Origin of the sequence: Pseudomonas putida, assembly GCF_050990305.1 — a bacterium.
GTDB classification, from domain to species: Bacteria; Pseudomonadota; Gammaproteobacteria; order Pseudomonadales; family Pseudomonadaceae; genus Aquipseudomonas; species Aquipseudomonas putida_AH.
Window position 1 is genome coordinate 3948532 of the sequence record NZ_CP158817.1, and the last position, 12175, is coordinate 3960706.

A 12175-nucleotide genomic window follows, 5' to 3' on the forward strand; every position below is an offset into this window, starting at 1 on the left:
GCACATGTACAAACTGACCGTTGAAAACCTGCACAAAAGCTACGGCAACCATGAAGTGCTCAAGGGCGTTTCGCTGAATGCCAAAACCGGCGATGTGATCAGCCTGATCGGCGCCAGTGGTTCGGGAAAAAGTACCTTTCTGCGCTGCATCAATTTCCTGGAAACGCCCAACGACGGCGCCATGAGCCTGGATAACCAGCCAATTCGCATGGTCCATGACCGGCATGGCATGCGCGTGGCCGACGCCGATGAACTGCAACGCCTGCGTACCCGCCTGGCCATGGTGTTCCAGCACTTCAACCTGTGGAGCCACATGACCGTGCTGGAGAACATCACCATGGCCCCGCGCCGGGTGCTGGGGGTCAGCAAGAAGGACGCCGAGGAGCGCGCGCGGCGCTATCTGGATAAGGTCGGTTTGCCGGCGCGAGTCGCCGATCAGTACCCGGCGTTTCTTTCGGGTGGTCAACAGCAGCGCGTCGCCATTGCTCGAGCCCTTAGCATGGAGCCGGAGATCATGCTGTTTGACGAACCGACCTCGGCGCTGGACCCGGAGCTGGTGGGTGAAGTGCTCAAGGTCATTCAAGGGCTGGCTGAAGAAGGCCGGACCATGATCATGGTCACCCACGAAATGAGCTTTGCCCGCAAAGTGTCGAATCAAGTACTGTTCCTGCACCAGGGGCTGGTCGAAGAGCAGGGTGCGCCTGAGGACGTATTGGGTAATCCCAAAAGCGAACGCCTGCGGCAGTTTCTCAGTGGCAACCTGAAGTAAGTCCTCTGGCTCTCGCAGCACCTTTGAGTCTTACCGCGATCTGCTGGGCGAGCGCAGCAAAGTTTCCGACTCCCATGAGAATTGCGAAAAGGCTCAGGACCCATACTCCCTGCACTGCCAGCCGCAAGACATGGTTGCCTGCCTGCCCCGGCCCCGCAGGCTGCCGAAGTGCTGGCAGTCCAAGCCAACACCGTTTACGACAACCCGCTGGTATTTGCTGCTGAAGGCGACGTGATCTCCCGTGGCAACTTCCACACCAAACCTGTGGCCATGGCCACTGACAACATGGCCTTGACCATCGCCGAAATTGACTCCCTGAGTGAGCGTCGCCTCTCGTTGATGATGGACAAGCACATGTCGCAATTGCCGCCGTATCTGGTGGCCAATGGCGGTGTGAACTCCGGTTTCATGATCGCCCAGGTGACCGCGGCGGCATTCACGATAGGCAACAGTCGGCCTATGACTGCCTATCGCCACCGTCAGTTTTGAGTCGTTTTCTACCTCTCGCGACAGACAGAAAACGGCAAAGCGACCTTTAAAATCAAGTCGACAATGCAACCCGCCCTATCCCGGAAAACTCAACTTCCACTTGCGCCCCAGCTGACGCCCAGTAGATACCGGTCCAGCTTCCACAAGCCACCAGGTCACCGGCTCGCAAGGGGTTGCCCAGTGCCGCAGCGTGACGCGCCAGCCACGGCAGCGAACTCAGCGGTTCACCGAATGGATGGCTGCCAACGCCCACAAACTCAGGCTCCCCGTTCACCCGCAACGCCACCTGCTGCGTTGACCAGTCCGGTATTTCCCCCAGCGTTTGCGGTGCACCGAGTACCAGCGCGCGGTTGAGTTGCTGGTCGGCCAGCCGAAGCAGTGGCGCGGCCTGATCGCCCTGCAGCCAGCGCGTGCCGCACAGTTCGATGCCCGGCATCCACACATCGACCGCCGCATAGGCCTTGGCCAGATCAGTGTGCTGGTCGAGGTCGCACGACAGGCGCACGATCAGTTCTCCCTCGATCCCGAAACCGAAGGCATCGCCCGGCGGAACCTGCCAACCTGACGGGTGTACCGCCGATGCCGGTACTCCGGCGGCGCTGATCAGCCCTCCCGGAGCGCCGCCCAGTTTCCAGGCCGTCGGCGGCCCGCAGGTGAACCAGCCAAGGGCATCCGCTACCTGCTGCTGCACCGCATAGGCTTGGGCTTCGCTCGCCAGTTCCACGGCTGGCAATGGTTGTTGGCGCCCCTCACGCCAACCACGAATCAGGGTGGCGGCCACCTGCGCCACCGCACTCACAATGGCAACTCGGTCTTGCGTCGGCGCAGTTGCGCAGGTGCCGGGCGCTCGCACGGCAGAAACCGGCCGCGACCGGCCTCACCGCGCGGCTCGCCGTCCCAGACCACCTCACCGCGAGACAGGGTCATCGCCGGCCAGGCGCTCAGCGTCATGCCGGCGTAAGGCGTGTAATCGACGTTGTGGTGCAGCATTTCGTTGTTCAGGTGCACCCGTTCACCCTCGTTCCAGATCACCAGGTCGGCATCGGCGCCCACAGCGATGCTGCCCTTGCGCGGGTACAGCCCATACATCCGGGCGGCATTGGTGGAAGTCAGCGCAACAAAGCTTTGCGGGGTGATGCGTCCACTGCGCACGCCTTCGGACCAGAGCAGTGCCATGCGGGTTTCGACACCGGGAATGCCGTTGGCGATCTGGTCGAACGACACCGCTTCACCATGGGCCTTCTTGCCATCCGGGCCATCGAAGCGAAAGGGGGCGTGGTCAGACGAGAAAATCTCGAACGCGCCGTTCTCCAAGCCGTCCCAGATCACCTGCTGGTTGGCGGCATCGCGCGGCGGCGGGCTGCAGATGCACTTGGCACCTTCGAAGCTGTCGTCACACCCCAGCGAGTCGGCGATCAGGAACAGGTACTGCGGGCAGGTTTCGGCGTACACCTTCAACCCCTGGCTCTGGGCCCAACGAATCTGCTCCACGGCCTCGCGACCCGACACGTGCACGATCAGGATCGGCACGTCCACCAGCTCGGCAAGGGCGATGGCACGATGGGTCGCTTCGCGCTCCACCAGCATCGGTCGCGACGTGGCGTGGTAGCGCGGCGCAGTCAGCCCGGCTGCCAGCAGTCGCTCGGTCAGCCAGGCGATGCAATCGCTGTTCTCGGCGTGGAGCATCACCATGGCGCCCTCACGGCGCGCGACCGACAACGTCTCGAGAATCTCCCGGTCGCCCAGCTTCAGCGCATCGTAGGTCATGTAGATCTTGAACGATGTATAGCCTTCGGCAATCAAGGCCGGCAGTTCTTCACGCAGCACCTGCGGGGTGGGGTCGGTGACGATCAGGTGGAAGGCATAATCGATCACCGGCTTGTTGCCCGCCCGACGATGGTAGTCATCGACGGCAGCGCGCAGGCTTTCGCCCTTCTGCTGGCAGGCGAACGGGATGACGGTGGTGGTGCCGCCGCAGGCCGCCGAGACCGTGCCGCTGAAGAAGTCATCGGCCATCACCGAGCCGTCTCCCGTCGGCTGGTCGAAGTGCACGTGGCTATCGATGCCACCGGGGGTGACATGCCGGCCTGCCGCGTCGATTTCCCGGACACCTTGCGGCAGGTCCAGACCAAGAGAAACGATGCGCCCATCACGAATACCGATGTCGCTGGTGAACGTGTCCGCGGCGGTGACCACGCGGGCGTTGCGAATTACCGTGTCGAAAGGTTGCATATCAGGCCTCTTTCAGAAGTCACCGGCTGCGGCCACGCTCAAGTACGCTCAAGCCAGGCACTGGCGATTTCTTCACGGGTAGCGAACCAGACACCGCCGTGTTGCTTGGCATACTCGATGAATTGCTTGATCGCCCTGACCCGCCCGGGACGGCCCACCATGCGTGGATGCAGCCCGATCGACATCATCCGTGGCCCTTCAGCGGACTCCTCATAGAGAACCTCAAAACTTTCTTTCATGTACTCGAGAAAGTCCGAGGCCTGGGACAGCCCCGGAGAGTTCCAGTAGCGGAAATCGTTCACGTCGGCGGTGTAAGGCACCACGAGGTGACGCTTGCCCTCGACCTCGACGAAGTAGGGAACATCGTCGTTGTAGGCATCGGAGTCGTAGAGGAAACCGCCCTCCTCGGCAACCAGACGGCGGGTGTTGACGCTGGCGCCATAGCGGCAATACCAGCCAACAGGACGCTTGCCACAGGTGCGCTCGAAGGACTCGATGGCCAAGCGCATGTGTTCACGCTCCTCTTCTTCGGTCAGGCGAAACACTTCCTCCCAGCGATAACCGTGGCTGCAAATTTCATGACCACCGGCCACGGCAGCGCGGGCAACATCGGGGTTCTGCTCGAAAGCCACGGCGCAAGCATGAAACGTAGCTTTTACCGATTGCTGGTCGAGAATATCCAGAATTCGCCAGATCCCCACGCGCGAGCCGTACTCGTACATGGATTCCATCGCCAGGTTGCGTGTGCCGTCGGGGATTGAATAGCTACCCCATTCGGTCATGGACTCCTGGTCCGGGTCGCCCATGGCGAGTGAGCGCTCGGAGCCTTCTTCGTAGTTGATCACCAGGCTGATGGCCAATCGTGCGCCGTTGGGCCAGGTGCCTTGCGGGCGTTTTCTTCCGTAACCCACTAAATCGCGTGCAGGTGAAACCATCGGGATTTTCTCCTGAAGTGACTGATTAAAAGTGACTGGTTAAACAAGTACGTAGCGAAGGTAGCGAACTAGCAGTCGATATCCTTGAGCCGCTCATGACTGAAGGTGCTATCCGATTGCCACTCGCTGAAGGCCAGCCCCATGGCCAGGGTTTGCGCAATACAGAACGAAGCGGTGAGCGAGCGAAAGCCCAGCAGTTCGGCGTCGTTGACCTCAATCACCGTATCGGCCATCTGCCCGATAGGGCTCAAAACACTGTCGGTGATCGCCACCAGCGTCACGCCTGCCTGGCGCGCCTGGCGACAGGCCTCAACAGTGTCATTGGCGTACGGCGGAAAGCTGACAGCAATCAACAAATCATCATCGGCAATGGCACTGACCTGCTCCGGCAAGGTGCCGCCAGCGCCGCTGATGTGCACGGTTCGCCGGCCCACACGACTCAATGCGTAGCTCAGGTACGCCGCCACCGGAAAGGCCCGGCGCATGCCGATAACAAAGGTGGTACGCGCCACTTGCAGATGGGCGATGGCCGCTTCGATATTGGCCTGCTCTCCCCCTTCGGCCAGGTGTTCCAGGGAAACGATGTTGGCCTGACTGAACTCCCGCAGAATCGCGCCGACGTCACTCGGGTCTTCCAGCAACGTCTCACCGCCGTAGTGCCGAATGCGCTCGCTTTGGGTGTCGGCAGCCTGTTGCAACGGTGCACGGAACAGCCGCTGCAAATCCTTGAAACCCGCAAAGCCCAGGGCCTGGGCCAGCCGAATATAGGCGGCAGGCGCGATACTCGAACGCTTACCCAGCTCGGCGACCGTGTTGAGGGCGATCTCATGCGGGTTGTCGATCAGGAATCGGGCCGCATCGCGCAGGCGACCAGTCAGTTGTTCGTGCTGGGCCGCGATACAGTCACGCAGCTCTGCAAGGGTTTCAGGTAAGGCCATGATCAAGGCTCGTCAAATTAGAAGTGTGTGGGCCTGTCAACGCAACGCATCGATTGCTTGATCCAGCGCCGTGATGAGACGGTCGACTTCTTCCAGCGTGTTGTAATGCGCCAACGACACCCGCACTACCCCGCCAAACCGATCGAGTCCAAGGGCTTCGATAAGCCGCCGCGCATAGAAGTCACCAAAGCGAATGCCGATCCGGTGCTCATCGACACTGCGCACAACAGCCTCTGACTGAACCCCTTCAACAACGAAACTGATCGTTGGCACCCGATTGCGGGTATGCGCCTTGCCAATGATCCGCACGCCCTCGCGCTGGCGCAAAAATGCCAGCAGGCGCTCGGCGAGCAAATCTTCCTGTACCTCGAAGGCATCGAACGCCGCCTGCATGCACTTGCGCTCGCTGCCTTGGGCGCCAAGACGGGTGCTGATGTCGAGCAGGTAGTCGGTAATACCGATGCAACCGAAGGACAACTCGTAGTTGACGTTGCCCGGCTGCAATTTGTAAGGCACCACGTCCTGGCCAATGAAAAAGTGGTTAAGGCTCGGCAGCTCCAGCAACAGATAACGACGCCCCCAGAGCACGGCAAAGTGCGGACCGAAGGTTTTGTAGAAGCTGTAGACGTAGAAGTCGGCGCCGCTGGCCTGCACATCCACCAGACGGTGTGGCGCATAGGCGACGGCGTCCACGCACAGCTTGGCGCCTACCGCATGGACACGCCGCGCCACTTCAGCCACTGGATTGACCGAGCCGAGAATGTTCGAGGTGTGGGTCATCGCCACATAGCGGGTGTTGCTGTTAAGCAAAACCTGCAGGTCATCCAGTTCAAGTTCACAACTGACGGGATTGACCTGCCACACACGCAAGGTCGCGCCACGGCTTTCGCACAATTTGACCCAGGGACCGATGTTCGCCTCGTGGTCGCAATTGGTGACGATGATTTCATCACCTGGAACGATTGACGGGGCAATGGCGCGACACAGGATTTGCAGCAAGTGGGTGGTCGAGCCGCCCATGATCACTTCTTCGGGATGCTCGGCATTGATCAACTGCATGACCGAGTAACGTGCCTGCATCACACGCTCGCCAGCGTCGACCGAAGCCTGGTAGGACGCGCCCAGTTGCACACTGCTATTGAGCAGGTAATCGCTGACCCGCTGCGCCACAGTGCTCAACACCATCGAACCACCGGCGTTATCCATATAGGCGAAACCACCGGCCAGACCTGGAAATTGCTTGCGAACGTAATCGATATCGAGAGGATTCACTCTACTTTCTCCAGCCGGATTCAATGATGCAGGATGGCCTGCAGGAACGCTTGAGTGCGTATTTCCTTAGGCGCGGTAAAAAACGGTTCAGGGATGTTCTGCTCAACGATGCGTCCGCTTTCCATGAAGATCACCCGGTCGGCGACCCGCCGGGCAAAGCCCATTTCATGAGTGACCACGACCATCGTGACGCCGGAGCGAGCGAGGTTTTGCATGACATCGAGTACCTCGCCCACCATTTCCGGGTCCAGCGCGGAAGTCGGTTCATCGAACAGAATCGCCCGAGGCTCCATGGCCATGGTGCGGGCAATGGCAACACGCTGTTGTTGGCCGCCAGACAATTGGCTGGGGTATTTATGCGCGTGATCGCCCATGCCGACCTTCACCAATAACTCCCTGGCCCGGGCATGCGCGTCACGACGACTCAAGCCCCGCACCCGGATCGGCGCCAGCGACACGTTGTCGAGCACAGTGAGGTGCGGATAGAGGTTGAAACTCTGAAACACCATGCCGACTTCGCTGCGTATGGCGGCCAGGCGCGGGCCATGCTCAACGCGCTCACCCGCCACGCGGATATGGCCTTGCTGGTAGTCTTCAAGCAGATTGATGCAGCGAATCAAAGTCGATTTCCCGGAGCCGGACGGGCCAAGAATGACCACCACCTCCCCTTCTTCAACCTGCAGATTGATATCGCTCAACGCTTTAAAGCTGCCGTAGTACTTGTCGAGCTTTTCGATGTCGATCAAGGTGCTCATGCGGTTTTTCCTCCCGAGGCGTTACGGCGTTCAATCCAACTGACCATTTGCACCAACGGCAACAGCAGCAACAGGTACAGCAGGGCCGCGCCTACCAATGGTGTCGGATTGGCAGCCAGTGCCTGCGCCTGGGTGGCCTGTTTGAGCAAGTCAGGCATCGCGACCACCGAGGCGAGCGCCGTGTCTTTCATGACGTTGATGCAATTGCTCGTCATGGGCGGCATGACGATGCGAACGGCCTGGGGTAAAACGACGTCGCGCAGGGTGTTGAAAAAGCTCATGCCCTGGGAAGCCGAGGCCTCGAACTGGCCACGGGGAATGGCCTCGATGCCCGAGCGGAAAATCTCCGCGCTGTAGGCACAGGAGACCAGCGAGAGCGCACTGGCGGCGGCCGCGAACGATGACAGTCGGATACCCACAAAAGGCAGCGCGTAATAGATCAGTACCAGCAAAACCAGCAATGGAATGGAGCGCATGATATCGATGTAGATACGTGCGAATGCTCGAACGGGTGCGTAGGAGTACAGCCTCAACAGCGCCAGCAGCAGCCCACCCACCAGGCCCAGGGCAATACTCACCACCCCAAGCAAAATGGTGACGCCCAGACCACGCATCATCAGCGGAAGTGACTCGACGAGCACATTCCAGTTAAAAAATGTCTGCAAAAGATCCATGGGATACCTCGGTCAATACAAGTGGCGAACGGGTGTCGCCACTTACATGCAACAGCAGCAAGGCTTACTTGAGGACAGCGGTCACTTGCAGGGTGCTCGAGTCTTTATCCGCGTCGGTACCGAACCATTCTTTGTGGATCTTTCCGAGTGTGCCGTCTTCTTTCATCTTGCTGATGATGTCGTTGACCTGATCGCTCATCGCCCAGCCTTTGGCGTGCATCAACGAATAGCGCTCACCGGTGGGAATACGCGCCACGATGGTGTATTGCGGTTTGTCCTTGATGTAGTAGAGCACCGCGGGAATGTCGCTGAGGTAGCCATCGATGCGCCCGGAAGCCAGGTCGAGCATGGCCGGCGATAGCCCTTCATAACGCGAGACGTCGGCGAACTTGTACTCGTCCTTGTGTTGGCCGACCCACATGTCGCCGGTCGAGCCCGTGTCGACGCCAACAACCTTGTCGGTCATATCGCCCAGGCTCTTGACCTTGGACGTGGTCAGCGCGGTCAGTGACTGATCGCTGTCGAAGTAAGGCTGTGCGAAAGCGACCGACTCCAGTCGTTTAGGGGTAATGGTGATCGACGAAATAGCGATCTCGACACGCTTGGATTGCACGGCACTGAACAGGCCGTTGAAAGGGATGTTGATGAACTCGACGCTTTTGCCTGCGCGCTTGGCCACTTCTTTTACAACATCGACCTCGAAGCCGACGAACTCCCCTTTGGCGTCCTGAAACTCCCAGGGCACGTTGCCAACGTTAGCACCTACAGTCCAGTCAGCCGACCAGGCTGGCAGTGAAACTGCGGCGGTCATGAACAATCCCAACATCACTTTCGCTTTCATGTTTGCTCCCGATTGTTTGTTTTTTTAGGTGCTAACAGCGGTTGTTCTCGTACAACGTGGGATCGAGAGTAAATCAGTGGATTATTTATTTCAACACCAAACGTCGGTGAATTATTTACTCCGACGACATTGCCCTTTTCTCCTGAAAAGCTCACGTCCAAAGGGTTAATTTCGGTCGAAACGACCTAAGTGACTGCCCGCAGCAGGCTTCGCGACAGGCAGAATCGGCCAGAAGCGGACGTCCAGTGCCGCGACACTTTAGGGTGGCGATCTGTGCTGCGCTTAAGCAGGATCAACAGGCGCAAATGCTTTAGCCGCAGCAACAGTGTCCAATGACTCGCGAAGCAACTGGATCTTGCCGTCCTTGGCCACCAGGCGCCCGGCATACATCTGCCGATAAATACGTCCGGTAGCAGGCACCAACGCTTCGACGCTGTATTCCGCGAACGCCTGGTCGGGCGTATCAATCAGGAACCGCACATTGCGAAACTTGAAGTCTGGAACCTTGGCCAGCAGGGAGCCGATGAAGGATTCGATGGCTTCATTACCTTGGACACTGCTGGTGATGCCCAGGGACTCGAGGTAAGGAAGCTCCAGCGCTCCATCTTCGGCGAAGAGCGAAGCGGCGGTGCCCGGGGATTGGATGGATTCCAAGTACATCTGGAGGAGTTCTACGGCGTTTTTCATGAGTTGTTGCTCCCGAAAAGGTTGATGGGTTGGCTCGGTCTTCCGAGCCTGCCAGTCAACGTTATGAGATTCGGCAGCTTGCTAAAATAGCAATTATAGGAATACATCCTTTCACTTTTGTAACGCCAAGCATCACCTCGTCATGGCCACCGCCATTGCGGTTCTGACAGGTGCTTGGCGAAGAAATCAGACAGCGCCTTGATCTTCACGGGCCGCGTGCGTGCCGACGGTGTCACGAAATAAAGCCCGCCACGCATCATGTGCCACTCTGGCAACAAGACGACCAACCGACCATCCGCCAGGTATTCGCTGGCAATGAATTCGGGAAGTTCGGCAATGGCCAACCCATCCAGCAAGGCCGGTAACAGGGCGTCAGCGTTGGTCACCCGCATAGGGCCATTGGGAACGACGTCTTCTTCAGTGCCGTCGTCATGGGTAAAGCGCCAAACCTGGCTGCGTGACCGATACGCATAGCTGAGGCAACTGCGGGCTGCCAACTCACGAGGATGGATGGGATGTCCGTGCTCCTCCAGGTAGCCCGGAGACGCAACAAGGTATTGGGTGACCGCGCATATCCGGCGAGCAACCAGCGACGAGTCAGGCAATACCGCGATCCGCAATGCCGCGTCGAAGCCTTCAGCAATAAGGTCGACCGAGGCATCGGACAGGTGAAGGTCTATCGACAACTCGGGATACTGACGCATCAATTGCGGCATCAACGGCGCGACCCAACGCAGGCCGAAAGACATCGGTACCGCCAGGCGCACCTGGCCCCGCGGTGATACGGATAACTCCTGGGCTTCGCTCTCCACCTCTTCGGCTTGCCGATAGATCTCACCCGCCTTGGCGGCCATGCTCGCGCCAAATTCAGTCAGCGCCAACTGCCTGGAGGTGCGGTTGAACAATCGGCCACCCAAGCGCTCTTCGAGTCGAGCGACTGCACGAGATACGGTGGGCACAGAGACCCCCATGACCCGCGAAGCTGCCGCGAATGAACCTTCTTCTGCAACCTTGGCAAACATCGCCAACCCTTCGAAATCTGGAAGTTTGCTCATTTCATTTCTGCAACGATTGATTGCAGACAATTCTATTTTGAAAACACCCTGCCGTCGATAAGCTTCTCCCACACCGCAACTCAATCACTCGCAACGCTGAAATCAAACCTGGGAGAAACATCATGGCTAACAAACTCGAAGGCAAAATCGCACTGGTCACCGGCGGTACCACTGGCATCGGCCTGGCCACCGCCAAACGCTTCGCCGAAGAAGGTGCTCATGTCTACATCACTGGCCGACGCCAGGCTGAACTCGACGCGGCCGTAGCAACCGTCGGCAACGCCACCGGCGTTAGGGTCGACTCCACAAAGCTTGACCAGCTGGACGCACTGTACAGCCAGATCAGCGCTGCCCACGGCCGCATCGACGTGCTCTTCGCCAATGCCGGTGGCGGCTCAATGGTCCCGCTGGGCGAAATCAGCGAACAGCACTACGACGACACCTTCGACCGCAACGTCAAAGGCGTGCTGTTCACCGTACAAAAAGCCCTGCCGCTGTTGGCTAAAAAGGCTTCAGTGATCCTCACAGGCTCCACGGCCGGCAGCGCAGGCACCGCCGCTTTCAGTGTCTATGCCGCGTCCAAGGCCGCCGTGCGTTCGTTTGCTCGTAACTGGATTCTCGATCTGAAGGATCGTCAGGTGCGGATCAACACCATCAGCCCCGGCGCAACCCGCACCCCAGGTCTGGTCGATCTGGCCGGCCCTGATGCCGCCCAGCAACAAGGGTTGCTGGACTACCTGGCCTCGCTCATCCCCATGGGCCGCGTCGGTGAAGCCGAGGAAATCGCCAGTGCTGCACTGTTCCTGGCATCGGATGACGCCAGCTTCATCAACGGCATCGAACTGTTCGTCGACGGTGGTCAGCAACAGGTCTGATTACTCATGTGGGCGGCAACTCGAGCCGCCCACCTAGCTGCCAAGGAGGATATCGAATGAACATCATTAAGCTGACCCTGCTCGCGTTCAGCGTCGCATCGGCCATATCAGCACAGGCTGCAACCAGCCCTGCGCAAAGCACACCTGGCATGAATAACGACGCACCCTCGCTTCAAATTTCAACGATCGACCATGTCGGCATGAACGTTCCGGACATCGATGCGGCGACGCGCTTTTTCTTTGAGTTGCTGGGCGCACAGGTCATCTCGGACATTAGTCCGGGCAGCATTCCAGATCAGTGGAAAAAGCAGTTTCACTGGCATAAATCGAGCAATCTGCAACGTTTCGTCATGTTGCAAACGGCCGGTGGTGCAAAGCTTGAGTTGTTCCAATATCGCGGTACCGAGATGAACCGCATGCAGCCTCATGGAGACGACGCAGGTGCAAGCCACGTGGCCCTGAGAACCGATGATATCGACCGTAGTCTTGCCCTGCTGAAAAGCAGGAATGTGACGATTCTCAGTGAGCCCATCACCAACCCTGACGGCATCCGATGGTTCTATTTTCAGACGCCATGGGGCTCGCAGATCGAGTTGGTTGCGCTGCCGGGGTCGAGTCACGTCTAGTCCTCAGCAAGCCGCAAGCGCCCCACT

At 59.1% G+C, this 12175-nt stretch carries 13 protein-coding genes and 1 pseudogene; 4 read left to right on the forward strand and 10 right to left on the reverse strand.

What is annotated here, in order from left to right; genetic code table 11:
* The first annotated feature begins 4 nt into the window (after positions 1 to 4).
* Both ABTV22_RS17755 and ABTV22_RS17760 read left to right on the forward strand, forming a co-directional pair.
* Positions 5 to 769, forward strand: coding sequence for an ABC transporter ATP-binding protein (locus ABTV22_RS17755; RefSeq protein ID WP_433735803.1), 765 nt, complete (start codon positions 5 to 7; stop codon positions 767 to 769).
* A 28-nt stretch (positions 770 to 797) separates the two neighbouring features.
* Positions 798 to 1219 (forward strand): annotated as a pseudogene (locus tag ABTV22_RS17760) (aromatic amino acid lyase); the annotation flags it as partial.
* A gap of 91 nt (positions 1220 to 1310) precedes the next feature.
* Here the strand turns inward: ABTV22_RS17760 and ABTV22_RS17765 are convergent.
* The 10 genes from ABTV22_RS17765 to ABTV22_RS17810 all read right to left on the reverse strand — a co-directional run bounded on the left by ABTV22_RS17765 (position 1311) and on the right by ABTV22_RS17810 (position 10647).
* A complete protein-coding gene (locus ABTV22_RS17765; RefSeq protein WP_433735804.1) occupies positions 1311 to 2057 on the reverse strand; it encodes a 2-keto-4-pentenoate hydratase in 747 nt (248 codons plus the stop codon).
* Positions 2054 to 3490 carry a dihydropyrimidinase gene (gene hydA / locus ABTV22_RS17770; protein ID WP_433735805.1) on the reverse strand — a complete coding sequence of 479 codons (1437 nt, stop codon included), beginning with the start codon at positions 3488 to 3490 and terminating at the stop codon, positions 2054 to 2056. The genes ABTV22_RS17765 and hydA overlap by 4 nt, the downstream gene beginning before the upstream one ends.
* Positions 3491 to 3528: 38 nt before the next feature.
* Positions 3529 to 4425, reverse strand: coding sequence for an allantoinase PuuE (locus ABTV22_RS17775; protein WP_433735806.1), 897 nt, complete (start codon positions 4423 to 4425; stop codon positions 3529 to 3531).
* Between the two features lie 68 nt (positions 4426 to 4493).
* Positions 4494 to 5363 (reverse strand): MurR/RpiR family transcriptional regulator, encoded by an 870-nt coding sequence (locus ABTV22_RS17780; RefSeq protein ID WP_433735807.1) that lies wholly within the window; start codon positions 5361 to 5363, stop codon positions 4494 to 4496.
* Positions 5364 to 5399: 36 nt separating this feature from the next.
* Positions 5400 to 6635, reverse strand: a complete 1236-nt coding sequence (locus ABTV22_RS17785) for a cysteine desulfurase-like protein (protein ID WP_433735808.1) — start codon at positions 6633 to 6635, stop codon at positions 5400 to 5402.
* A gap of 20 nt (positions 6636 to 6655) precedes the next feature.
* A complete protein-coding gene (locus tag ABTV22_RS17790; RefSeq protein WP_433735809.1) occupies positions 6656 to 7390 on the reverse strand; it encodes an amino acid ABC transporter ATP-binding protein in 735 nt (244 codons plus the stop codon).
* Positions 7387 to 8064 (reverse strand): amino acid ABC transporter permease, encoded by a 678-nt coding sequence (locus ABTV22_RS17795; protein ID WP_433735810.1) that lies wholly within the window; start codon positions 8062 to 8064, stop codon positions 7387 to 7389. Before ABTV22_RS17795 ends, ABTV22_RS17790 begins: the two co-directional genes overlap by 4 nt.
* A 64-nt stretch (positions 8065 to 8128) precedes the next feature.
* On the reverse strand, positions 8129 to 8905 hold the full coding sequence (locus ABTV22_RS17800; protein WP_433735811.1) for a transporter substrate-binding domain-containing protein: 777 nt from the start codon (positions 8903 to 8905) through the stop codon (positions 8129 to 8131).
* Between the two features lie 282 nt (positions 8906 to 9187).
* Positions 9188 to 9592: a nuclear transport factor 2 family protein gene (locus ABTV22_RS17805; protein WP_433735812.1), complete on the reverse strand. Its 405-nt coding sequence runs from the start codon at positions 9590 to 9592 to the stop codon at positions 9188 to 9190.
* Between the two features lie 140 nt (positions 9593 to 9732).
* Complete coding sequence (locus ABTV22_RS17810; protein WP_433735813.1) at positions 9733 to 10647, reverse strand: LysR family transcriptional regulator; 915 nt, start codon at positions 10645 to 10647, stop codon at positions 9733 to 9735.
* A gap of 122 nt (positions 10648 to 10769) precedes the next feature.
* Here ABTV22_RS17810 and ABTV22_RS17815 point away from each other — a divergent pair, with 122 nt between their 5' ends.
* Positions 10770 to 11522 (forward strand): SDR family NAD(P)-dependent oxidoreductase, encoded by a 753-nt coding sequence (locus ABTV22_RS17815; protein ID WP_433735815.1) that lies wholly within the window; start codon positions 10770 to 10772, stop codon positions 11520 to 11522.
* Positions 11523 to 11578: 56 nt separating this feature from the next.
* On the forward strand, positions 11579 to 12148 hold the full coding sequence (locus ABTV22_RS17820) for a VOC family protein (protein WP_433735816.1): 570 nt from the start codon (positions 11579 to 11581) through the stop codon (positions 12146 to 12148).
* The last annotated feature ends 27 nt before the right edge of the window (positions 12149 to 12175 follow it).

What these genes read in the sequence shown, in the direction of transcription:
- ABTV22_RS17780 (WP_433735807.1), bottom strand. Translation starts at nt 5,363, where the DNA reads ATGGCCTTACCTGAAACCCTTGCAGAGCTGCGTGACTGTATCGCGGCC.
- ABTV22_RS17815 (WP_433735815.1), top strand. Translation starts at nt 10,770, where the DNA reads ATGGCTAACAAACTCGAAGGCAAAATCGCACTGGTCACCGGCGGTACC.
- ABTV22_RS17800 (WP_433735811.1), bottom strand. Translation starts at nt 8,905, where the DNA reads ATGAAAGCGAAAGTGATGTTGGGATTGTTCATGACCGCCGCAGTTTCA.
- ABTV22_RS17790 (WP_433735809.1), bottom strand. Translation starts at nt 7,390, where the DNA reads ATGAGCACCTTGATCGACATCGAAAAGCTCGACAAGTACTACGGCAGC.
- ABTV22_RS17755 (WP_433735803.1), top strand. Translation starts at nt 5, where the DNA reads ATGTACAAACTGACCGTTGAAAACCTGCACAAAAGCTACGGCAACCAT.
- hydA (WP_433735805.1), bottom strand. Translation starts at nt 3,490, where the DNA reads ATGCAACCTTTCGACACGGTAATTCGCAACGCCCGCGTGGTCACCGCC.
- ABTV22_RS17805 (WP_433735812.1), bottom strand. Translation starts at nt 9,592, where the DNA reads ATGAAAAACGCCGTAGAACTCCTCCAGATGTACTTGGAATCCATCCAA.
- ABTV22_RS17820 (WP_433735816.1), top strand. Translation starts at nt 11,579, where the DNA reads ATGAACATCATTAAGCTGACCCTGCTCGCGTTCAGCGTCGCATCGGCC.
- ABTV22_RS17795 (WP_433735810.1), bottom strand. Translation starts at nt 8,064, where the DNA reads ATGGATCTTTTGCAGACATTTTTTAACTGGAATGTGCTCGTCGAGTCA.
- ABTV22_RS17775 (WP_433735806.1), bottom strand. Translation starts at nt 4,425, where the DNA reads ATGGTTTCACCTGCACGCGATTTAGTGGGTTACGGAAGAAAACGCCCG.
- ABTV22_RS17810 (WP_433735813.1), bottom strand. Translation starts at nt 10,647, where the DNA reads ATGAGCAAACTTCCAGATTTCGAAGGGTTGGCGATGTTTGCCAAGGTT.